Consider the following 21,850-nt stretch of genomic DNA (forward strand, 5'->3'; position numbering starts at 1 on the left):
CATCTCCAGCAGAATGTCCGAGCATTCTGCTGGGGATAGGGCGTTTAGTCGAGTTTGCTGGGCGGTGGCTCGGGTGCATCCGCCACTTTGCCGTCCGGCGGCTCCGGCACATCTTGCGCCTCGGTCGGTCCGACGATGGTTCTCTTCTCGTCCTCCACCGGCACCAGCTTGTACTCCTGGCCGTGGAGGTTTTTCAGGTACACCTCCATCTGCCGGAACGAGATGTTGATGTGGTGGTTCTTGAACTCGCGGTTGATAAAGCGGTTCACTTCGTCGATCACCGGGTTGCGGTCACCGAGGTCGCGCACGTGCATGCGCAGTTCGTGGTCCAGCGTACTTTCGCCGAAGTTGAGGAAGTACACATGGGGTTCCGGTTCCTTCAACACCCTTGGGTTTTCTCGGGCAGCCTTGAGCAACAATTCCTTCACCAGGTCCAGGTCGGAGCCGTAGTCCACGCCCAGCTTGAGGGTGACGCGGGTGATGGTGTCGGTCAGCGACCAGTTGATCAGTTGCCCGGTAATGAACGTCTTGTTCGGGACGATGATGTCCTTGCGGTCGAAATCGGTGATGGTGGTGGCGCGGATGCGGATCTTGCTTACCGTGCCCGACAGGTTGCCGATGGTGATGGTGTCGCCGATCCGCACCGGGCGCTCGAACAGGATCATGATGCCGGAGATAAAGTTGGCGAAGATCTCCTGCATGCCGAAGCCCAAGCCCACCGACAGCGCGGCCACCAGCCATTGCAACTTGTCCCAGCTCACGCCGAGGGTGGACAGGGTCGAGACAAAGCCCACGCCGGCAATGATGTAGGACAGCAAGGTGGTCGTGGCGTAGGCACTGCCCTGGGCCAGGTCCAGCTTGGACAGCACCAGCACTTCCAGCAGGCCGGGCAGGTTGCGCGCCAGGGCGAAGGTGATGCCGATGATGATCAGCGCGCCGAGCAGGTCGCCGATGCTGATCGGCACCATGCTGATATTGGCACCGGTGCCGCTGGTGTATTCGTAGAGGGTGACGTTGTCCAGGTAGGAAAATACCGAGATCAGGTCCGACCATACCCAGTACAGCGCCGCGATAAAGCCGCCGAGCAGCGCCAGGCGGATCAAGCGCATCGATTGTTCGTTGACCTGTTCGATATCCAGGGTCGGCTCTTCGATCACCGCTTCGCCTTCGCCGGCTTCCTTGGCGGCCTGGCGTTTGGCCAGGGCGCGGGAATAGGCCAGGCGTCGGGCGGCAACGCCCAGGCCGCGGACGAAGGTGGCTTCGATGACCAGCCAGAACATCAGCAGGTACAGGGTGTTGATCAGCCGATCGCTGAGCTTGAGGGCGGTGTAGTAGTAGCCAAAGCACACGGCAATGAACAGCGCGATAGGCAGGGCGGTAAACAGCAGGCCCACGGCTTTGCGGAACAGCGAGGCTTTTTCGTGGGTCGGGCTGTGCAGCAGCAGGCGTCCCAGCAGCCAGGCCATCAGGGCGTAGCAGGTCAGGACCACCCCAATGCCCAGCACGTCGTCGGCCAGCGCCGCCGGTTGATGCTCGGCAATCGCCACCACGGCCACCAGGGCCAGCACCACCAGCCCGAGCTTGCGCACCCAGCCCTGTAGGAATTCGACCTGGGGCTTTTCCCAGCGGAAGTGCAGCTCAGCCACGCCGCCCGGTGCCAGGATGCGGTAGGCGGTGTAGAACACCAGCCACGCCTGGGCAATCTGCAACAGCGCCGCACCCAGGTTGGCGTTCTGCCCACGTGCGTCGATCTGCAGCGCGTAGCCGCACAGCGCCAGGCCCAGTGCTACCGGCATCGCCAACAGGATATTCACCAGGATCGCCTGGGGCGTGTGCCATTGGCTGTCGCGTTTGAAGTGGCCGATGTCCAGATGAACTCTTTTCAGGCGCGCGTACAACGCGTTGCGGCGCCACAACAGGGCACCGATCAACAGCAGCAACGGCAAAAACAGCAGCGGACGCTGGGTCAGGCCGTCGTACAGCTCGCTGACGCTGGAGGCCCAGGGCAGGGTGGTGACTTGCTTGCTCAGGTGCGCCGGCACGGTTTCCAGCCACTCGGTGTCCAGCGGCTTGTTGCTGGGGATCCAGAACATCTGTTCATCGAGCGTCGCGCGCAGGGTGGTGGCGGTGCTGAGCAGTTGTTTCTGGTTCAGTTGCAGGGTGATGGATTCGTTGAGCAGCGCGCTCAGCTCGCGGCTCAGGCGCTCCAGCAGGTCGCTGCGGGTGATCGCCAGTTCCAGCAGGGCGCGGCGCAGTTGCGGGGTGACGTCGGCCGGCGGCTGGTTGGCCAGCAGGTTATCCACATAGGTGCTGGGGGAGCTGATCAGCTCGCGCTGTTGGTTGACCTCGAACTGGTACAGGCGAATGTTGGCGATATCGTCCGCCAGGTCGCGGTCCACCGTCAGGCGGGGCAACGCTTGTTTCTGCTTATACAGAATCTTCGAGAGGAGCAGGCTGCCCTTGAGCACATTGATCTGCTCGTCCAGGGCCGAATCGCTCTGGGTCACGGTGTCCAGCTGTTGCTTGGTCTGCAGGTTCTTCTGGGTCAGGTCGTTGAGGCGGTCGGTGCTCTTGAGCAGGTAGTCGGAGAGCTTCAGGTTGGCCGCGCTTTCCGTGGCCAGCAGGCTGCTGCCGCCGGCTTTCTGTGCTTCGATGGACTGTTGGGTGACGGTCTGCTGGGACTGGGCCAGGCGTTTCTGGTTGATCAGGGTTTGCAGGTCCTGGATCTCCTGTTCCAGGCGCGCGGTTTTTTCCTGGATCAGGTCGTGCTGGCTGTTGCCCAGGTCCTGCAGTTGGCTGTTGCCGGCCAGTTCCTGGCGACGCAGGGGGATCAGGGCATTCAGGGAGGCCAGTTCGGCATTCAGCTGGTTGCGCTGGTCGCTGCTGAGGGCTTTGCCATTGTCCTTGCCGGCCTTGAGGGTGGCATTGATCTGCTGGATGCGCGTCTGGCTGCTGCTGATTTCGGTCTGGGCGCGCTCGGGACGGGTCTGGGCGGCGATGGTCAGGCTGTTGGCGTCGGCCAGTTCCTTTTGCAGGTCGCCTTGCTGGGTGCTGCGCTGCACCAGCAATTGCTCGAGCTGCGGCACCGGCAGGGTGGCGTAGCGTTGGGCCACCGGAATGACCTTGGTGGCCTTGAGCCGGGTCAGTTCGCGCTGGTTCTCGCTGGTCTGGCGCGGCGCGTCTTCCAGCTGGCGCTTGAGGTCGACCAGGCGCTGCTCGTAATCCTGCTTGTTGCCCAGGTAGGTCAGGGTCTGTTGCAGGATCGACTGCAGCGCCTTCATGTCGGCGTCGGGCAGTTTGCGATCCGGCAGCTTGTCCAGGGTTTGCTGGATGGCGTCGGCGCTGGGTGGGTCGGCGGCGTAGACGCTGCCGACACAAAGGATCAGGCCCAGCAGGGCAGTGGCGAGAAAAGTGCGCAGGGTTGGCATAGAGACCGATCGAGCAAGGTGAAGAATCGGGGGCGTGCTGTCGCCCCGCAGTTTAGAGGAAGAGTCCGGGGCCCGGGCGACTTCCTTCGGGGAATCTGACGCCGACTTTGCCAATCTTGTTCCCGTCCATGACCGCGACGGTCCAGATGGTGTTGTTCCACTCCACCTGGTCGCCCACGACCGGCGCGCCGCCGACTTTCTGGGTGATGAAGCGGCTCAGCGGCATGTCCGGGTCGATCCCTTCAAGCTTGAGGCCATACAGCGCCGAAACCGCGCCCAGCTGGGCGTCGCCTTCGAGGACGAAGTCGCCGAAGAAGCGCAAATCGAGGCCGCGTTGCGGTGCCTGGCTGAACAGTTTGCCCAGGGCCGGCAGGTTGTGTTCATGGCCGATCACACAGAGCAGATCGCCGACTTCCAGCACCGTACTACCCGACGGATGGAGCAGTTGCTGGCCACGGAACAGGGCCGCGATGCGCGTGCCTTCGGGCATTTTCAGCTCGCGCAGGGCCGCGCCGATGCACCATTTTTCTGCGCCGAGGCGGTAGACGAACAGCTCCCACTCGCTGGTGACGTGCACTTCCAGGGCTGCGCGGGAGATCGGCGCCGGGTCCGGCGGCACGGTCACTTTGAGCAGCTTGGCCACCCACGGCAGGCTGGTGCCCTGTACCAGCAGCGACACCAGGACGATAAAGAACGCCAGGTTGAAGTACAGCTGCGCATGGGGCAGGCCGGCCATCAACGGGAACACCGCCAGGATGATCGGCACCGCGCCGCGCAGGCCGACCCAGGCGATAAAGGCCTTTTCGCGGCCATGGAAGGCTTTGAACGGCAGCAGGCCGACCATCACCGACAGCGGCCGCGCAAACAGGATCATCCACAGCGCCAGGCCCAGGGCCGGCAGGGCAATCGGCAGCAAATCATGGGGCGTGACCAGCAGGCCCAGCACCAGGAACATACCGATCTGCGCGAGCCAGGCCATGCCGTCGAGCATATGCAAAATGCCATGACGGCTACGCACCGGCCGATTGCCGATCACCAGGCCGCACAGGTACACGGCGAGGAAGCCGCTGCCATGGAAGGCGTTGGTCAGGGCGAACACGAACAGGCCGCCGGCGATTACCAGGATCGGGTACAGGCCGGTGGCCAGGTTGATGCGGTTGACCATTTGCAGCATCAACCAGCCGCCGCCGAGGCCGACGATGCCACCGATGCCGAACTCGCGCACCAGGTGGGTCAGCAGGCTCCAGTGCAGGCCGGTCTGGCCGCTGGCGAGCATGTCGATCAGGGTGACGGTGAGGAACACCGCCATCGGGTCGTTGCTGCCGGATTCGATCTCGAGGCTGGCGGTCACCCGTTCGTTCAGGCCCTTGCCGCCCAGCAGCGAGAACACCGCTGCGGCGTCGGTCGAGCCGACAATCGCACCGATCAGCAGGCCCTGGATAATATTCAGGTCAAACAGCCAGGCCGCCGCCATGCCGGTGAGGCCGGTGGTAATCAACACCCCCACCGTGGCCAGGGACAATGCCGGCCAGAGTGCCACGCGGAAACTCGCCACCCGTGTACGCAAACCGCCGTCGAGCAGGATCACTGCCAGCGCGAGGTTGCCCACCAGGTAGGCAGTCGGGTAATTGTCGAAAATGATGCCGCCGCCATCGACGCCGGCCACCATGCCCACGGCCAGGATGATCACCAGGATCGGGATACCCAGGCGCGAGGAAAGAGAACTCACCAGAATGCTCGCACTCACCAGCAACGCGCCGATCAAGAACAGGCTGTTGATGGTCGTCGCATTCAAAGGCAGTACTCCATGGGCAAACAAGACGGGACGCAAACTGACCATGCAGTCTACGTGCCAGGGATTCTAACCTGTTGAATTGCGGTACTGTCAAAAAGCTTTTTCTGATTCACGCATAACTAAATGTGGGAGGGGCAAGCCCTAATGCCGTTCAGTTAAGCGAAAGTGATTCACTGTAGGAGCGAGCTTGCTCGCGAAGAACTCAGGGTCACCGCGCTTATCGAGAATGAACGCGTTGCCTGGGCGTTTTTCGCGAGCAGGCTCGCTCCTACAAAAAGCCTTAACTGACCGGCATTAGGGCAAGCCCCCTCCCACATTTCAAGCCAGTGCAGGCAGTTAGAGGCGGAAGCGGCCAACCATCCCATTCAAATCCACCGCCAGGCGCGACAGCTCACTGCTCGCCGCACTGGTCTGGCTGGCGCCGGTGGCCGACTGCACCGACAGGTCACGAATGTTCACCAGGTTGCGGTCCACTTCCCGCGCCACCTGCGCCTGTTCTTCCGCCGCGCTGGCGATCACCAGGTTGCGCTCGTTGATCTCGACAATCGCCGTGTTGATGGTGTCCAGCGACATTCCCGCGCCTTTGGCGATGTTCAGCGTCGACTCCGCCCGCTCGGTGCTGTTGCGCATCGAGTCCACCGCGTGCTCGGTGCCGGCCTGGATACTGCCGATCATCCGCTCGATCTCGCTGGTGGACTGCTGGGTACGATGGGCCAGGGCCCGCACTTCATCGGCGACCACCGCGAACCCGCGACCGGCTTCACCGGCACGTGCGGCTTCAATCGCCGCGTTCAGGGCCAGCAAATTGGTCTGGTCGGCCAGGCCGCGAATCACGTCCAGCACTTTGCCGATATCGCGCGACTCATTGGCCAGTTCGCCGATCAGCGTGGCGGTTGCTTGCACGTCGCCGCTCATGCGCTCGATGGCGCTGACGGTTTCCTGCACCAGGTCGCGGCCGTCGCCAGCAGACGTGGTGGCGTTGCGCGAGGCTTCAGAGGTGCTCACCGCATTGCGTGCGACTTCTTCAACGGCGCTGGTCATCTCGTTGACGGCGGTGGCGGCTTGTTCGATTTCGTTGTTTTGCCGGGTCAGGCCACGGGCACTTTCGTCGGTGACGGCGTTCAGTTCCTCGGCGGCGGAAGCCAGTTGGGTGGCGGAGCCCGCGATGCGTTGCAGGGTGTCGCGCAGTTTGTCCTGCATCTTGGCCATGGCGGCGAGCAGGCGCCCGGCCTCATCGTTGCCGTCGACTTTTATCGGCCGTGTCAGGTTGCCTTCGGCGACTTCTTCCGCCGCTTCCAGTGCCAGTGAAATCGGCAGGGTGATGCTGCGGGTCAGCAGCCAGGCAAACAGCAGGGTCAGCAGCGTGGCGATCACCAGCAGGCCCACGACCAGGTTGAAGGCCGCGTTGTACTGGTCTTCGGCCTCCTGATTGGTGGCCAGGGCCATCTTGTTATTGAGGTCCAGCAGGCGCGTCAGCACGGCGTTGACCTGCTCGGAGTTGCTCAGCAATTCGGTGTTAAGCAGGCTGCGCAGCTCATCCACCTGGTTGGCCCGTGACAGGCTCTTCATGCGCTCTTCAATCTGATGGTACTGGCCCAGCAGGCTTACATATTCGTTGTAGGTGCTACGTTCTTCGCTGCTTTCAATCAGTTTCTCGTAGACGCCCTGGGCGGTGCGGATCTGCTGGTTGCGCAGTTCGAAGGCTTCCAGGGTCTTTTGCTGCACATCCGGCTCGCGGTTGGTCAGCAAGCGGTAAGACAACACGCGCAGGCGCAGGGTCAGTTGGGTGAACTCATCCAGGGCGCGGATGCTTGGCACGCTGGACAAGGTGATGTCTTCGGTGGCGCCACGGATCTTGCTCATCTGGTTCAGGGCGAACACGCCTAGAAACAACATCAACGCGCCAATAAACGCGAAGCCGAGGAAGGCCCTCGGGGCGATATTCATATTACGAAGCGACATGCGGAAATCCTGGGAGAGGCGCAATCCGTGCGGTCATGAGACGGGGTGTGCCTCTCTATCGGACGTACGACTAAAGTCTAAAGGGGGCTGTGCGTTTTTGTCGCATCTGACGAGGGGATGCGCGGATTCAGGAACCAGATGGGGGAAATGCAGTCACTAAGGCTCGAAAGCGTGGCCCGGCCCATGAAAACGGGCTGCGCGCCGGGGATAACCCTGGCATCCGAGGTGAATTTTCTTTATCGTCACCGCCCTTTGAAAAAGCCCGAGAAATCAAAATGTTAGAAGCATCCCTCAGCCAACTGGAACAACTGGTCAGCGACCTGGTACAGCAGAATCAGGAGCTACTGGGCAGCAACGAATCCCTCAAGGCCGAACTGGCTCGCGCCAAGGATGAGAACGACAGCCTGCAACTGAACCTGATGGAGCAGGAAGAAAAGCACGGCGCCACCGCAGCGCGGATCCAGGCGCTGGTTGAGCGCGTGAGCGCAGGCCCTGTCAGCGCATGAATGAAGGGATAAAGGTCGTTTCGATTCTCGGAGAGGATTACTCGATCAAGGCCCCGGCCGGGGAAGATAAAACCCTGATGCACGCCGTGACCATGCTCAAGGCCTCCCTGGCCACCACCAAGAAAAAGTACCCGACCCTGATCGGTGACAAGCTACTGGTGCTGGCGGCGCTGAACCTGTGCGCCGAGCAGATCGAAATGCAGCAGGCTCACCAGCAGGAACTCGACCGTTACCAAGAGCAAGTCAGCGCCACGGTCGAGGTGATTTCCAAGGCGATCCAGCCCTAGAACCACTCATCCTGCATCCCCAGGCACGTATCATCCCGTGCCTCCAGAATCGCCAGTTCATGATGGCAGCCCGGAATCTCCCAAGTCAGGAAGTACCGGGCGGCCTGGAGCTTGCCTTTATAGAAGGCGACATCGGCCACATTGCCCTTGGCCAGCCCTTCTTCGGCGCGAATCGCCTGTTCCAGCCAGCGCCAGCCAATCACCGTATGCCCGAATACCTTCAGGTACAGCGCCGAGTTCGCCAGGCTGCTGTTGACCTTGCCCTGGGCGAGATCCGTCAGCAGGCCGATGGTCACGCTTTGCAGGCGGCTGACCAGGTGCTCCAGCGGCTCTCTCAATGCCGTCAGGCCTGGATATTCCTGTGCTCGCGCGCCCGTGTCGGCGATCAGCCGGATCAACTGCTTCAGGCCTGCGCCGCCGTTCTGCGCCAGCTTGCGCCCCAGCAGGTCCAGGGACTGGATGCCATGGGTGCCCTCGTGGATCGGGTTCAGGCGGTTGTCGCGGTAGTACTGCTCTACCGGGTATTCGCGGGTATAGCCGTGGCCGCCGAGGATCTGGATCGCCAGTTCGTTGGCCTTGAGGCAGAACTCCGAGGGCCAGGATTTGACGATGGGGGTGAGCAGGTCCAGCAGTTCATGGGCCTGTTTGCGTTCGGCCTCGGTCTCCAGTGTGGTGGTGTCATCGAATAGCCGCGCGGCGTACAACCCCAAGTCGAAGGCACCTTCGACGTAGGCTTTTTGCGTCAGCAGCATGCGCTTGATATCGGCGTGCTGGATGATCGAGACCGGTGCGGTGCCTGGGTCCTTGCTGTCGGGCAAGCGGCCTTGCGGGCGTTCGCGGGCGTACTCCAGCGAATAGAGATAGCCGGCGTAACCGAGCATCACCGCGCCCATGCCGACACCGATGCGCGCCTCGTTCATCATCTGGAACATGCAGCTCAGGCCTTGGTGCGGTTTACCCACCAGATAGCCGACGCAGTTGCCGTTATCGCCGAAATTCAGTGCCGTGGACGTGGTGCCGCGCCAGCCCATCTTATGAAACAGCCCTGCCAGCAGCACATCATTGCGCGCGCCGAGGCTGCCGTCGTCGTTGACCAGGAATTTGGGCACGATAAACAGCGAAATGCCCTTCACCCCAGCGGGCGCGTCCGGCAGCTTGGCCAGCACCATATGCACGATGTTTTCCGACAGCGGGTGATCGCCGCCGGAGATGAAGATCTTGTTGCCTTTGAGGCGATAGCTGCCGTCAGCCGCGGGCTCGGCGCGGGTACGAATATCCGACAGGGACGAGCCTGCGTGGGGCTCGGTCAGGGCCATGGTGCCGAAGAAGCGGCCTTCGATCATCGGTTGCAGGAAGCGCAGTTTTTGCTCCTCGGTGCCGAAACTTTCGATCAGGTTGGCGGCGCCCATGGTCAGGAACGGGTAAGACGTCGAGGCCGCGTTGGCGGATTGGAAGTGAGCGAAGCAGGCCTGGGACAGCAGGGTCGGCAACTGCATGCCGCCGGCTTCGAAACTACGGGCCGCATTGAGAAAGCCGGCTTCAAGGAACGCATCCACCGCCGGTTTGACTTCCGGAATCAGGATGGCTGCGCCGTTTTCGTAGCGCGGTTCGTTTTCGTCGTTCTTACGGTTGTGGGGGGCGAAGTGCTTTTCGGCGATGCTGCGCGCGGTGCTGATCGCGGCATCGAACGTTTCGCGATTGTGCTCGGCAAACCGCTCGCGCTGGGTCAGGCCCTCGGCATCGAGGACTTCATACAGCTCGAAAGCCAGATTGCGGGAACTGAGCAGCGTCTCGGACATGGCGGCTTACCTTTGGGGGAATTGGCCTGAGTCTAAGTGCGCGAATAAAGACTGGATAGCAAGATTGATCTGGGTGATGAAGAGGCAGAACAAGGGGAATTGAAATGCGATCAAATGTGGGAGAGGGCAAGCCCCCTCCCACATTCAGTTAGCCGATGGTCATCAGGCTGGCATTACCGCCTGCAGCAGCGGTGTTAACGCTCAACGCACGCTCGATCACCAGGCGCTCCAAGGCAATGGATGTTTCGCCCTGAGACAAACCATGTACCCCGACAATCGCCCCGCCACGCTGCGCCACTTGCTGGCACACCCCACGCAGTTGGTCGGAATCGCCGTGGTGCAGGACGGCGTCAAACACCACCTCGTCCTTGCTCCAGTCGGCCACGCGCTTGATTTTCGCCTGAATCTCCTTCGGCAGGCGTGGGAACACGGCCTTGGTCAGGTCGGTTTCCGGCCACACCGCCGAACCGCCGACCGCCAATACTGCCGCCAGTTGAGTCAACAGATCGCCTTCCACGTCCGCCAGGCACAGTACGTGCTCGCGGGGCAGGATGGCGTAGCTGTTGCGCTCGCCGGTCGGGCCGGCCAACTGACGGGTGATACCGCTTTGGGATTGCGCGGCGAACTGGCTGCACAGCGCACTCAGCTCGCTGAACTTATTGCTGTCGGCCCAGGTTTTCAGGGCGGTCAGCGGTTGGCTCATGGCGTCGCGCAGGCGTACATCCGGTGCCGCCAGCTTGTCGCCACGTACGAAGGATTGCTCGATCGCATCGGTAGGACGGGTCGACAGCAAGCGGTACAGGTACAGCGGACCACCGGCTTTCGGGCCTGTGCCCGACAGGCCTTCGCCGCCGAACGGCTGCACGCCGACCACGGCACCGACAATGTTGCGGTTGACGTAGACGTTACCGGCATTGACGTTGTCGATCACCTTGGCGATGGTCTCGTCGATACGGGTGTGTACGCCCAGGGTCAGGCCATAGCCGGATGCGTTGATCTGGCCGATAAGCTGGTCGATCTCCTTGCGCTTGTAGCGCACCACGTGCAGCACCGGGCCGAAGATCTCCCGTTGCAGTTCGTCGAAGCTTTCCAGCTCGATCAGGGTGGGCATCACGAAGGTGCCGCGCTTGATTTCTTCACCGTCGGCAATCGCCACCTGGTACACATTGCGGCCTTTGTCGCGCATGGCCTGGATGTGTTTCTCGATGCCGGCCTTGGCTTCGGCGTCGATTACCGGGCCGATGTCCACCGACAGGCGCTCCGGGTTGCCCAGGCGGCATTCAGCCATGGCGCCCTTGAGCATTTCGATCACGCGGTCTGCCGAATCTTCCTGCAGGCACAACACGCGCAGGGCCGAGCAACGTTGACCGGCGCTGTCGAAGGCCGAGGACACCACGTCGATGACCACCTGCTCGGTGAGCGCCGAGGAATCGACAATCATCGCGTTCTGGCCGCCGGTCTCGGCGATCAGCGGGATCGGACGGCCCTGGGCATCCAGGCGTCCGGCGACATTGCGTTGCAGCAGCCGCGCGACTTCGGTGGAACCGGTGAACATCACGCCCTTGACGCGATCATCACCCACCAGGCGCGCACCGACGCTTTCGCCCTGGCCCGGCAGCAATTGCAGCACGCCTTGGGGAATACCGGCTTCGAGCAGGATGCGCACGGCTTGTGCGGCGACCAGCGGGGTTTGTTCGGCTGGCTTGGCCAGGACCGGGTTACCGGCGGCCAGTGCGGCAGCCACTTGCCCACTGAAAATCGCCAGCGGGAAGTTCCACGGGCTGATGCACACCACCGGGCCCAGTGGGCGGTGGGCGTCATTGGTGAAGTCGTTGCGCGCCTGTACCGCGTAGTAGCGCAGGAAGTCCACGGCTTCACGCACTTCGGCGATGGCGTTGGCGAAGGTCTTGCCGGCTTCGCGGGCCAGCAGGCCCATCAGCGGCTGGATCTCGCCTTCCATCAGGTCGGCGGCACGTTCCAGGATCGCGGCGCGTTCGGCGGGCGGGGTGGCCTGCCAGATCGGGCCGGCGCTGATGGCGCACTGGATCGCGTTGTCGACGTCTTCGACAGTGGCTTCTTGCACGTGACCGACCACGTCACGCAGGTCGGACGGGTTCAATACCGGTGCCGCCGCTTGATCGCTGGCGGCGCAACCGAGCATCGGCGCGGCCTTCCAGTTGTTGTGCGCGGTGGCCAGCAGGGCGCAGGACAGCGATGCCAGGCGGTGTTCGTTGGCCAGGTCGATACCGGCCGAGTTGGCACGGTCGCTGCCGTACAGGTCACGGGGCAGCGGGATACGCGGGTGCGGCAGGCCGAAGCCGCCTTCCAGCGTCGCCATCTGCTCGATGCTGGCCACTGGATCGGCCACCAGCTCCTGGATCGAGATGGACTGGTCGGCGATGCGGTTGACGAACGAGGTGTTGGCGCCGTTTTCCAGCAGGCGACGCACCAGGTAAGCCAGCAGTGTTTCGTGAGTGCCGACCGGTGCGTACACGCGGCACGGACGGTTCAGCTTGCCTTCGGAAACCTTGCCTACTACCTGCTCGTACAGCGGTTCACCCATGCCGTGCAGGCATTGGAATTCATACTGGCCGGGGTAATAGTTCTGACCGGCGATATGGTAAATCGCCGACAAGGTATGGGCGTTGTGCGTAGCGAACTGCGGGTAGATGACTTCCGGTACCGACAGCAGCTTGCGTGCACAGGCAATGTAGGAAACGTCGGTGTACACCTTGCGGGTATACACCGGGTAGCCTTCCAGGCCTTCGACCTGGGCGCGCTTGATCTCGCTGTCCCAGTACGCGCCTTTTACCAGGCGGATCATCAGGCGATGGCGGCTGCGGCGTGCCAGGTCGATGACGTAGTCGATCACATACGGGCAACGCTTCTGGTAGGCCTGGATCACGAAGCCAATGCCGTTCCAGCCGGTCAGCTGCGGCTCGAAGCACAGGCGCTCGAGCAGATCCAGCGACAGTTCCAGGCGGTCGGCTTCTTCGGCGTCGATGTTCAGGCCGATATCGTATTGCTTGGCCAGCAGGGTCAGGGACAGCAGGCGCGGGTACAGCTCATCCATCACACGTTCGTACTGCGCACGGCTGTAACGCGGGTGCAGGGCCGACAGCTTGATGGAGATGCCCGGGCCTTCATAAATCCCACGGCCGTGGGAGGCTTTGCCGATGGAGTGAATGGCTTGCTCGTACGAGGCCAGGTATTTCTGCGCGTCGTGTTCGGTGAGGGCGGCTTCACCGAGCATGTCGTAGGAATAGCGGAAACCCTTGGCTTCGAATTTGCTCGCGTTGGCCAGGGCTTCGGCGATGGTTTCGCCGGTCACGAACTGCTCGCCCATCAGGCGCATGGCCATGTCGACGCCCTTGCGGATCATCGGCTCGCCGCTCTTGCCGATGATGCGGCTCAGGGATGAGGTGAGGCCGGCTTCGTTATGGGTAGCGACCAGTTTGCCGGTCAGCAGCAGGCCCCAGGTGGCGGCGTTGACGAACAGCGACGGGCTGTTGCCCAGGTGCGGATGCCAGTTACCGGTGCTGATCTTGTCGCGGATCAGCGCGTCGCGGGTGCCTTTGTCCGGGATCCGCAGCAGTGCTTCGGCCAGGCACATCAGGGCTACGCCTTCCTGGGACGACAGCGAGAATTCCTGCAGCAGGCCCTGAACAATCCCGGCACGGCCGCCGGCACTCTTCTGATTGCGCAGTTTTTCCGCAATCGACGCGGCGAGCTTGTTGGTGGCTTCGGCCATTTGCACCGGCAGGCGGGCCTGCTCGATCAGCATCGGCACCACTTCCGGCTCGGGGCGGCGGTAAGCGGCGGTGATCGAAGCACGCAGTACGGATTGCGGCAGGATGCTCTCGGCGAACTCAAGGAAGCACTGGTGGGCGTGGTCGCTCTGGACTTCGCCTGCGTCGTCAGCGTCCTTGCTGCTCAAGCCGTTGAGTTCGGTCAGGGTTGCACCACCCTCGAGTTTCTCCAGGTAATTGAAAATCGCCTGCTTGATCAGCCAGTGCGGCGTGCGATCAATGGAGGTCGCGGCCGCCTTGAGGCGTTCGCGGGTCGGGTCGTCGAGTTTGACCCCAAGGGTGGTCGTAGCCATTTTCTTATCCTCATGGGTGCCACTACCGAGTGGCATCAGCTGGCGGCAAGATTAGCTTTGCTCAGGGAGAGGTGCAACCGGGTGCAACCCATTTTGTCGATGAATTTTTCGTCCTTGATCGGAAAAAAATTGGCCGGCGACGGAATCCGCTTCGGCTTGGTGCATTTGCTTCTGAGATCGGCTGTTCTTGCTCCGAAAAGGAGCAAAAAAGGAGCGTTTTGCGGGTTTTACACTTGGGTGCAACTTATTCCCAAGAAACTGGTTGCACCTTATTTGCTTTGTTGAATAGCATTCGCGCCCAAGGTGCAACCGGCTTTAGGGTTTGGTTCATCGGCTGGCGGCTTTCCTGGGGAAACGTCAGTCATAAATGCGCGGCACGCAGTTACGTTTACCTACTTCCAGTAGGTGGCCGTCTGACAGACCGCCGCTACATAAAAACAAAGCCAGGGCGTCACTCCTATGAGCGTTAGTAATCCAACCCTGATCACGTTCGTGATCTACATCGCAGCAATGGTGCTGATCGGCTTCATGGCCTATCGCTCCACCAACAACCTTTCCGATTACATCCTCGGCGGTCGCAGCCTCGGGAGCGTGGTGACTGCCTTGTCAGCCGGTGCTTCCGACATGAGCGGCTGGTTGTTGATGGGCCTGCCGGGCGCGATCTACATGTCCGGCCTGTCGGAAAGCTGGATCGCCATCGGCCTGATCGTCGGTGCCTACCTCAACTGGCTGTTCGTGGCCGGTCGCCTGCGGGTACAGACCGAGCACAACGGCGACGCCCTGACCCTGCCGGACTACTTCTCCAGCCGTTTCGAAGATAAAAGCGGCCTGCTGCGGATCATCTCTGCGGTCGTGATCCTGGTGTTCTTCACCATCTACTGCGCGTCCGGCATCGTGGCCGGTGCCCGCCTGTTCGAAAGCACCTTCGGCATGTCCTACGAGACCGCGCTGTGGGCCGGCGCTGCGGCGACGATTGCCTACACCTTCGTGGGTGGTTTCCTGGCCGTCAGCTGGACCGACACCGTACAAGCCACGCTGATGATTTTCGCGCTGATCCTCACGCCGATCATCGTGCTGCTGGCCACCGGTGGCGTCGACACCACCTTCCTGGCTATCGAAGCCAAGAATCCCGACAACTTCAACATGCTGAAAAACACCACCTTCATCGGCATCATCTCGCTGATGGGCTGGGGCCTGGGTTACTTCGGCCAGCCACACATCCTCGCGCGCTTCATGGCGGCGGATTCGGTGAAGTCGATCGCCAACGCGCGTCGCATCTCCATGACCTGGATGATCCTGTGCCTGGGCGGCACCGTGGCCGTGGGCTTCTTCGGCATCGCCTACTTCTCGGCGCACCCGGAAGTCGCGGGCCCGGTCAACGAGAACCATGAACGCGTGTTCATCGAACTGGCCAAGTTGCTGTTCAACCCATGGATCGCGGGCGTACTGCTGTCGGCCATCCTGGCTGCGGTCATGAGCACCCTCAGCTGCCAGTTGCTGGTGTGCTCCAGCGCCCTGACCGAAGACTTCTACAAGACCTTCCTGCGCAAAAGCGCTTCCCAGATTGAACTGGTCTGGGTCGGCCGCCTGATGGTACTGCTGGTGGCCTTGATCGCCATCGCCATGGCCGCCAACCCGAACAACCGCGTCCTGGGCCTGGTGAGCTACGCCTGGGCCGGTTTCGGTGCTGCATTCGGCCCTGTGGTGCTGATCTCGGTGATCTGGAAGAACATGACCCGTAACGGCGCACTGGCCGGGATCCTGGTCGGCGCGGTCACCGTGATCGTGTGGAAGCACTTCGAACTGCTGGGCCTGTACGAAATCATCCCAGGCTTCATCTTCGCCAGCCTGGCGATCTACGTCGTGAGCAAGCTGGGCGCACCGACAGCCGGTATGGTCGAGCGCTTTGATGCGGCGGAAAAAGACTACAACCTCAACAAGTGATTCGCCGGGCGCTGAGCGCTCGATGAATTAAAAGAAGGCCCGCGTCCTACGGATGGCGGGTCTTTTTTTGCGTGCGATTCGAGCTGGACTGAGTAGGACTCCTACGCACACACGTAGGGTTTTACTGATTTGTTAGGACTGTGCCCGGCAGGGTGAGGCAGTGGTGCGGAATCTCCCGCCCACCCCTCGCAGAGAAACACCGGATGTTCGCTCCTGCCAATCAAAGTGCCTTTACCCTGACCCTCGACGGTGTGCCAAGTGAACTCAAGGTGTTTGAGTTCCAGGGCTGCGAAGCCATCAGCCAGCCGTATCGTTTTGATCTTGAACTGGTCAGCGAACAGCCCGACCTGGACCTGGAAAGCCTGCTGCATCGCCCGGCATACCTGGGCTTCGATGCTCACGGCCGTGGTGTCCATGGCCTGGTTTATCGGGTCGCGCAGGGCGATTCCGGGAGGCGGCTGACGCGTTACCAGATCAGCCTTGTGCCGCAGTTGGCCTATCTCGCGCACAGCAGTCACCAGCGGATCTTCCAGCACAAGACGGTGCCGCAGATCATTGCGCAGGTGCTGGCGGAGCAGCGGCTCCATGCGGACCAATTCGAATTTCACCTCAGTGGTGCCTATCCCGAACGCGAGTATTGCGTGCAGTTTGGCGAGAGCGACCTGGCCTTCATTCAGCGCCTGTGTGCCGAACAGGGGATTCACTATCACTTCCAGCATTCGCCCGAAGGACACCTGCTGGTGTTTGGCGATGACCAGACCGTTTTCGCCCCGCCCGATCAGCCTACGCCCTACATGCCGGGCTCCGGGATGGTGGCGGATACGCCGGCCATCAAGCGCTTTGCGCTGCGGTTGGAAACCCGCACCACCGCGGTCAACCTGCGTGACTACGACTTTCTCAAGCCAAGCCTGGTGCTGGAGAGTGGCGTGGTCGGCGAACAGCTTCCACGGTTTGAGGCGCAGGCCTACCCCGGTCACTTTTCCGATCGCCCCCACGGCAAATATCTCGCGCAACGTGGCCTGGAGCGGCACCGTAGCGACTATCGAATAGCCCGTGCCAGCGGCGATGACCCTGCATTGAGCAGCGGCCGGTTCTTCAAGTTGACCGGGCATCCGCGGGACGAATGGAATGACGTGTGGCTGGTGACGCAAGTGACCCACGAAGGCAGGCAGCCCCAGGTTCTGGAGGAGGCTGTCACCGAGGTTGGCGGTGGAGATTTTCTTCAGGGGTATCGCAATGAATGTGTGGCGACTCCGTGGGACGTGATCTTCCGCCCACCCTTGCCTGAGCAGGCGCGGCCGGCGTTGTCGGGTTATCAAAACGCAGTGGTGACCGGCCCCGTCGACAGTGAAATCCACTGCGACGAATACGGCCGGGTCAAGGTGCAGTTGGCCTGGGATCGCGCTGGGGCGCATGACGATCATTCCAGCTGCTGGCTGCGGGTGGCCAGCGGTTGGGCCCATGACCGCTATGGCTCGGTACTTATCCCGCGAGTGGGCATGGAAGTACTGGTGGGGTTCGCCAATGGCGATATGGACATGCCGCTGGTGATGGGCTGCCTGCCGAACGCGGCGACCCCGGTCCCCCTCGACCTGCCGGCAGACAAGACCCGCAGTATCTTCCGTAGCCAGAGCAGCCCCGGTGGCGGTGGCTACAACGAACTGCGCATCGAAGACCGCAAGGGCGCCGAGGAGATCTACCTGCGCGCCCAGCGGGATTGGACCCAGCATGTGCTGCATGACCAGCAGGTGCAGATCGACCATCGGCGACGCATCAGGGTGGGCGGTGAGTCGCACCATGAGCTGCAAGGCGAAGAGCAGCGCATCACCCATGGCAACCGTTTGACGGAACTCAAGCAGGACGATCATCTGGTGGTCGGCGGTTCGCAGCAGATGCGGGCCGGGCGGACGATCCGGATGGGCGCCGGGCAGAGTGTTGTCATTGATGCGGGCGCAAGCGTGACAATCCAGGCCGGTGGGCAGTCGATCACGCTGTCGGCAGAGGGGATTTTCAGCAGCACGCCCATTCAACTGGGAGGCGCGCCTGCTCCGGCGGCGTCGCCATTGATGCCTGGGGTGAAAGCGGCGTTGCTGGCGGTTATACCTGCACCGCTGAGCCGGATACAGGTCGCCAGCCTGAAACGGAGCGCGCCGTTTTGTGAAGAGTGCCAACGCTGCAGTGACGGGCAGTGTGCCCTCCCATTCCATTCAACCTTAAAAGGAATTTACCCTGATGTCCCAACCCTTGAGCCCCGATGACTGGCTGGCACAATTCCCTCTACTCCCCAATGAGCGGCTTTACGTGGTACTGAGCAGTGCCAGCGACGCGAAGCCGCTGGCTGCGTGGCAAGTCTCGGCCGGCGGGATGTTGCCTCAAGCGCTCTGGGCAGGCACGGCCTATGCCGGGTGGGATGAGGTGATGCCCTACGCAGGGATTGTCGAACCCGACAGTGCCTTCCTCGATTGGATCGCAGCCACTGACGCTTCGGACTGGGGTTGGCTGGCGGTATCGTCCAGCCCGCTGGAAGTCGTGGTTGCTCACCTGCAAGGCCTGACCAAGATAGTGCTTCCCGATGAGCGGAGCGTATTCCTGCGCTTCTGGGATGGCGCCCAGTTTCTGCCGATTGTGCAGAAACTGGGCGATGAAATCGGCGCAGTACTGCCCGTGTTCCAGCGCTATCTGATCAATGGCCAGCCGTTGAGCGTGGCGACGCCATCGGTCACTGCGGCCAAGGCTAGCCCTTGGTGGCGAGTGCCTGACGCGTTATTGGCGCACTTGGCCGCGCAGTCGCCGCAGACCCTGATCGACAACCTGCTGCAGTGGCTGGAAGAACAGCGCCCCGACCTGTATGCCGCCTTCACGCCGGCGACCTTGCGGCACAAGGTCGCCTACTTCGTACGCAGCGCGGATATCAGCCCTGAAGCGTTGGCGGGCTACCTGGACTCAGAGTTGAGTTGAGGCCAGCGCCTGTTGCAGGTCGTCGATCAGGTCTTCGACCGCTTCGATACCCACGGACAGGCGAATCATTTCCGGCTTTACGCCGGCCTTGGCCTGTTCCTGCTCGTTCATCTGCCGGTGAGTGGTGGAGGCAGGGTGGCAGGCCAGGGACTTGGCGTCGCCGATGTTGACCAGGCGCTTGAAGATTTGCAGGGCGTCGTAGAAGCGCACACCGGCATCAAAGCCGCCCTTCAAGCCGAAGGACAGGATCGCCGACGGTTTGCCCTGCATGTATTTCTGCGCCAATGCGTGGTGCGGGTGGTCCGGCAGGCCGGCGTAGCTGACCCATTCCACCTGGGCATGGCCTTGCAGGAATTGCGCGATTTTCAGGGCGTTTTCGGTGTGGCGCTCCATGCGTAACGCCAGTGTTTCCAGGCCTTGCAGCAACAGGAAGGCATTCATCGGGGCCAACGCCGCGCCGGTGTTGCGCAGTGGCACGGTACGGGCACGGGCGATGAAGGCGGCGGGGCCGAATTTTTCGGTATAGACCACGCCGTGATAGGCCGGCTCGGGCTGGTTGAGGCCGGGGAATTTATCCGAGTATTTCGTCCACGGGAACGTGCCGCTGTCGACAATTACACCGCCCAGGGAGTTGCCATGGCCGCCGACGTACTTGGTCACCGAGTGCACCACGATGTCGGCGCCGAACTGGATCGGTTTGCACAGGATCGGCGTGGCCACGGTGTTGTCCACCACCAGCGGCACGCCGCGGGCATGGGCGACGTCGGCCAGGGCTTCGATGTCGATGATATTGCCCGCCGGGTTGCCGATGCTTTCGCAGTACACCAGCTTGGTGTTGTCGTCGATCAGTTCGGCGATGGCGGCGGCGCTGTCGTCCCGGGCGAAGCGCACCTCCACGCCAAAGCTCGGCAGCAGGTGGGCGAACAGCGTGTAGGTGCCACCGTAGAGTTGCGGTGTGGTGACGATATTGTCACCCGCACGGGTCAAGGTCTGGATGGCGTAGTGGATCGCCGCGCTGCCGGCCGAGACGGCCAGCGCTGCGATACCGCCTTCAAGGGCGGCGATGCGCTGCTCCAGCACATCGTTGGTGGGGTTCATGATGCGCGTGTAGATATTGCCGGGTACGTCCAGGTTGAACAGGTCGGCGCCGTGTTGGGCGTTATCGAATTCGAAGGCGACGTTCTGGTAGATCGGCACGGCGACCGCCTTGGTGGTCGGGTCCGACTTGAAACCGTGGTGCAGTGCGATGGTGGCGTCTTTCATGATTGTTATTGACCTCCCTGGAGTTGTGGATGGCAACAATAAATCCGCCTCGCCGTCGACATTTAGATTTTTTTCAACGGGCTGCCTGCGTTTGCGGCATAAGCACCGCCCGGCATGCGGCCCTGCACCTTTGCGCCCGTAGAAGGTAAACTTCGCCCCCTGCGCAGGAGCAACCATGAATTATCGTCACGCCTTTCACGCCGGCAACCACGCCGATGTCTTCAAACACCTGACCTTGACCCGCCTCATCGCCCTGATGTCGCGTAAGGAGCAGCCGTTCGCTTACCTCGACACCCATGCCGGGATTGGTCTTTACGACCTGCAAGGTGATCAGGCCAATCGCACGGGTGAGTACCTGGAAGGTATCGCGCGTTTGTGGGGCGCCGACGATCTACCAGCGTTGACCGCCGATTACATGCGCGTGCTGCACGAGATGAACCCCGATGGCCAGTTGCGCTACTACCCGGGCTCGCCGGAGCTGGCGCGCCGCCTTACGCGCCCCCAGGACCGCGTGTTGCTCAATGAAAAGCACCCGGAAGACGGCGTGTTGCTCAAGGACAACATGAAGGGCGATCGTCGGGTCAAGGTTCATTTGGGCGAAGGCTGGCATGTGCCGCGTGCCCTGTTACCGGTGCCGGAAAAGCGCGCGTTGATGCTGATCGATCCGCCGTTTGAAAAACTCGACGAAATGCAGCGCTGCGCTGCGTCCCTCAAAGAAGCCGTCAGCCGTATGCGCCAGACCGTCGCGGCGATCTGGTACCCGGTGAAGGACCAGCGCATGCTGCGTCGCTTCTACCAGGACCTGGCCGGCACCGGTGCGCCGAAGTTGCTGCGCGTGGAATTGCTGGTGCATCCGCTGGACACGCCCAACACCCTGACCGGCTCGGGCCTGGCGATTGCCAACCCGCCGTGGGGCCTGGAAGAGGAGTTGCGCGAGCTGCTGCCGTGGCTGTCCAAGAAGCTTGGCCAGACCCAGGGTGGGTGGCAGATGGATTGGCTCATAGCTGAGTAGTTGTAAGTTGCAAGCCTCAAGCTGCAAGTGAGATCAGAAAACACCACTTGCAGCTTGAAACTTGCAGCTCCGATCTTCAGATCGGGCAAGTCACGCCGGTGCCGCCGATCCCACAGTAGCCCTGTGGATTCTTCGCAAGGTACTGCTGGTGATACGCCTCGGCGAAGTACACCGTCGGCGCCTCTTCGATTTCGGTGGTGATGGTGCCCAGGCCGGCCTTGGTCAATTCGGCCTGATAGGCCTCGGCACTGGCCTGCGCCGCCGCCAGTTGCTCAGGCGTGGTCGCATAGATCACCGAGCGGTACTGGGTGCCGATATCGTTACCCTGGCGCATGCCCTGGGTCGGGTTGTGCAGTTCCCAGAACATCTTCAGCAGGTCTTCGTAGTTCACCTTGGCCTGGTCATATACCACCAGCACCACTTCGCTGTGGCCGGTCAGGCCCGAGCAGACTTCTTCATACGTCGGGTTCGGCGTGAAACCACCGGCATAGCCGACCACGGTGCTGACCACGCCATCGCGCTGCCAGAACTTGCGCTCGGCGCCCCAGAAACAACCCAGGCCGAAGATCGCGAAGCCGACGTCGTCGACGAATGGGCCCAGCAGCGGGTTGCCGTTGACGAAGTGCGTCTGCGGCAGGTTCATCGGGGTTTCACGACCGGGCAACGCTTGTTCTTGAGTAGGCAGCACGTTTTTGTTCACCAGAATTTCCGAGCGCAAGACCATGAGCAGTCCTCTCGTCAGGTTGGGTTAGCGGTAAATTTCAGACAACCAGTGTGCCCGAGTGTTACAGCGC

The 21,850-nt window shown here is 62.0% G+C and carries 13 protein-coding genes and 1 pseudogene; 6 read left to right on the forward strand and 8 right to left on the reverse strand.

Features of this window, described 5'->3' with window-relative positions:
* Positions 1 to 44: 44 nt before the first annotated feature.
* The 4 genes and pseudogenes from mscK to BB029_RS34330 form a co-directional block, all read right to left on the reverse strand.
* A complete protein-coding gene (mscK, locus tag BB029_RS22385) occupies positions 45 to 3,428 on the reverse strand; it encodes a mechanosensitive channel MscK (RefSeq protein WP_065940816.1) in 3,384 nt (1,127 codons plus the stop codon).
* Between the two features lie 52 nt (positions 3,429 to 3,480).
* A complete protein-coding gene (locus BB029_RS22390) occupies positions 3,481 to 5,223 on the reverse strand; it encodes a potassium/proton antiporter (protein ID WP_027604969.1) in 1,743 nt (580 codons plus the stop codon).
* Between the two features lie 336 nt (positions 5,224 to 5,559).
* The gene (locus BB029_RS34325) at positions 5,560 to 6,432 is read right to left on the reverse strand and encodes a methyl-accepting chemotaxis protein (RefSeq protein WP_371914633.1); all 873 of its coding nucleotides are present in this window, start codon (positions 6,430 to 6,432) and stop codon (positions 5,560 to 5,562) included.
* Positions 6,415 to 7,185: pseudogene (locus BB029_RS34330) on the reverse strand (MCP four helix bundle domain-containing protein); the annotation flags it as partial. The pseudogene BB029_RS34330 and the gene BB029_RS34325, both read right to left, overlap by 18 nt.
* Before the next feature lie 275 nt (positions 7,186 to 7,460).
* Between BB029_RS34330 and BB029_RS22400 the strand changes: the two are divergent.
* Positions 7,461 to 7,691 carry a hypothetical protein gene (locus BB029_RS22400; RefSeq protein WP_003187970.1) on the forward strand — a complete coding sequence of 77 codons (231 nt, stop codon included), beginning with the start codon at positions 7,461 to 7,463 and terminating at the stop codon, positions 7,689 to 7,691.
* Positions 7,688 to 7,978, forward strand: a complete 291-nt coding sequence (locus BB029_RS22405; RefSeq protein ID WP_017526490.1) for a cell division protein ZapA — start codon at positions 7,688 to 7,690, stop codon at positions 7,976 to 7,978. The genes BB029_RS22400 and BB029_RS22405 overlap by 4 nt, the downstream gene beginning before the upstream one ends.
* On the opposite strand, the gene BB029_RS22410 is transcribed toward BB029_RS22405, so the two are convergent.
* A complete protein-coding gene (locus BB029_RS22410) occupies positions 7,975 to 9,777 on the reverse strand; it encodes an acyl-CoA dehydrogenase (protein WP_065940818.1) in 1,803 nt (600 codons plus the stop codon). The genes BB029_RS22405 and BB029_RS22410 overlap by 4 nt on opposite strands.
* Positions 9,778 to 9,925: 148 nt before the next feature.
* On the reverse strand, positions 9,926 to 13,879 hold the full coding sequence (gene putA / locus BB029_RS22415; protein ID WP_065940819.1) for a trifunctional transcriptional regulator/proline dehydrogenase/L-glutamate gamma-semialdehyde dehydrogenase: 3,954 nt from the start codon (positions 13,877 to 13,879) through the stop codon (positions 9,926 to 9,928).
* Between the two features lie 459 nt (positions 13,880 to 14,338).
* On the opposite strand from putA, the gene putP reads away from it, so the two are divergent.
* From putP to BB029_RS22430, 3 genes are all read left to right on the forward strand, one after another.
* The gene (gene putP, locus BB029_RS22420) at positions 14,339 to 15,823 is read left to right on the forward strand and encodes a sodium/proline symporter PutP (protein ID WP_065940820.1); all 1,485 of its coding nucleotides are present in this window, start codon (positions 14,339 to 14,341) and stop codon (positions 15,821 to 15,823) included.
* Between the two features lie 203 nt (positions 15,824 to 16,026).
* A complete protein-coding gene (locus BB029_RS22425) occupies positions 16,027 to 18,081 on the forward strand; it encodes a type VI secretion system tip protein VgrG (protein ID WP_065940821.1) in 2,055 nt (684 codons plus the stop codon).
* Positions 18,056 to 18,781 (forward strand): DUF4123 domain-containing protein, encoded by a 726-nt coding sequence (locus tag BB029_RS22430; protein WP_065940822.1) that lies wholly within the window; start codon positions 18,056 to 18,058, stop codon positions 18,779 to 18,781. The genes BB029_RS22425 and BB029_RS22430 overlap by 26 nt, the downstream gene beginning before the upstream one ends.
* Here BB029_RS22430 and BB029_RS22435 read toward each other — a convergent pair.
* A complete protein-coding gene (locus tag BB029_RS22435) occupies positions 18,767 to 20,044 on the reverse strand; it encodes an O-acetylhomoserine aminocarboxypropyltransferase/cysteine synthase family protein (RefSeq protein WP_065940823.1) in 1,278 nt (425 codons plus the stop codon). The genes BB029_RS22430 and BB029_RS22435 overlap by 15 nt on opposite strands.
* A gap of 175 nt (positions 20,045 to 20,219) precedes the next feature.
* Between BB029_RS22435 and BB029_RS22440 the strand changes: the two genes are divergently transcribed.
* On the forward strand, positions 20,220 to 21,056 hold the full coding sequence (locus BB029_RS22440; protein WP_065940824.1) for a 23S rRNA (adenine(2030)-N(6))-methyltransferase RlmJ: 837 nt from the start codon (positions 20,220 to 20,222) through the stop codon (positions 21,054 to 21,056).
* Between the two features lie 76 nt (positions 21,057 to 21,132).
* Here the strand turns inward: BB029_RS22440 and msrA are convergent, their stop codons facing one another.
* The gene (gene msrA / locus BB029_RS22445; protein ID WP_065940825.1) at positions 21,133 to 21,780 is read right to left on the reverse strand and encodes a peptide-methionine (S)-S-oxide reductase MsrA; all 648 of its coding nucleotides are present in this window, start codon (positions 21,778 to 21,780) and stop codon (positions 21,133 to 21,135) included.
* Positions 21,781 to 21,850: the final 70 nt, after the last annotated feature.

The sequence above is a fragment of the Pseudomonas sp. S3E12 genome (assembly GCF_001702295.1).
In the GTDB taxonomy this organism is placed as follows: Bacteria; Pseudomonadota; Gammaproteobacteria; order Pseudomonadales; family Pseudomonadaceae; genus Aquipseudomonas; species Aquipseudomonas marginalis.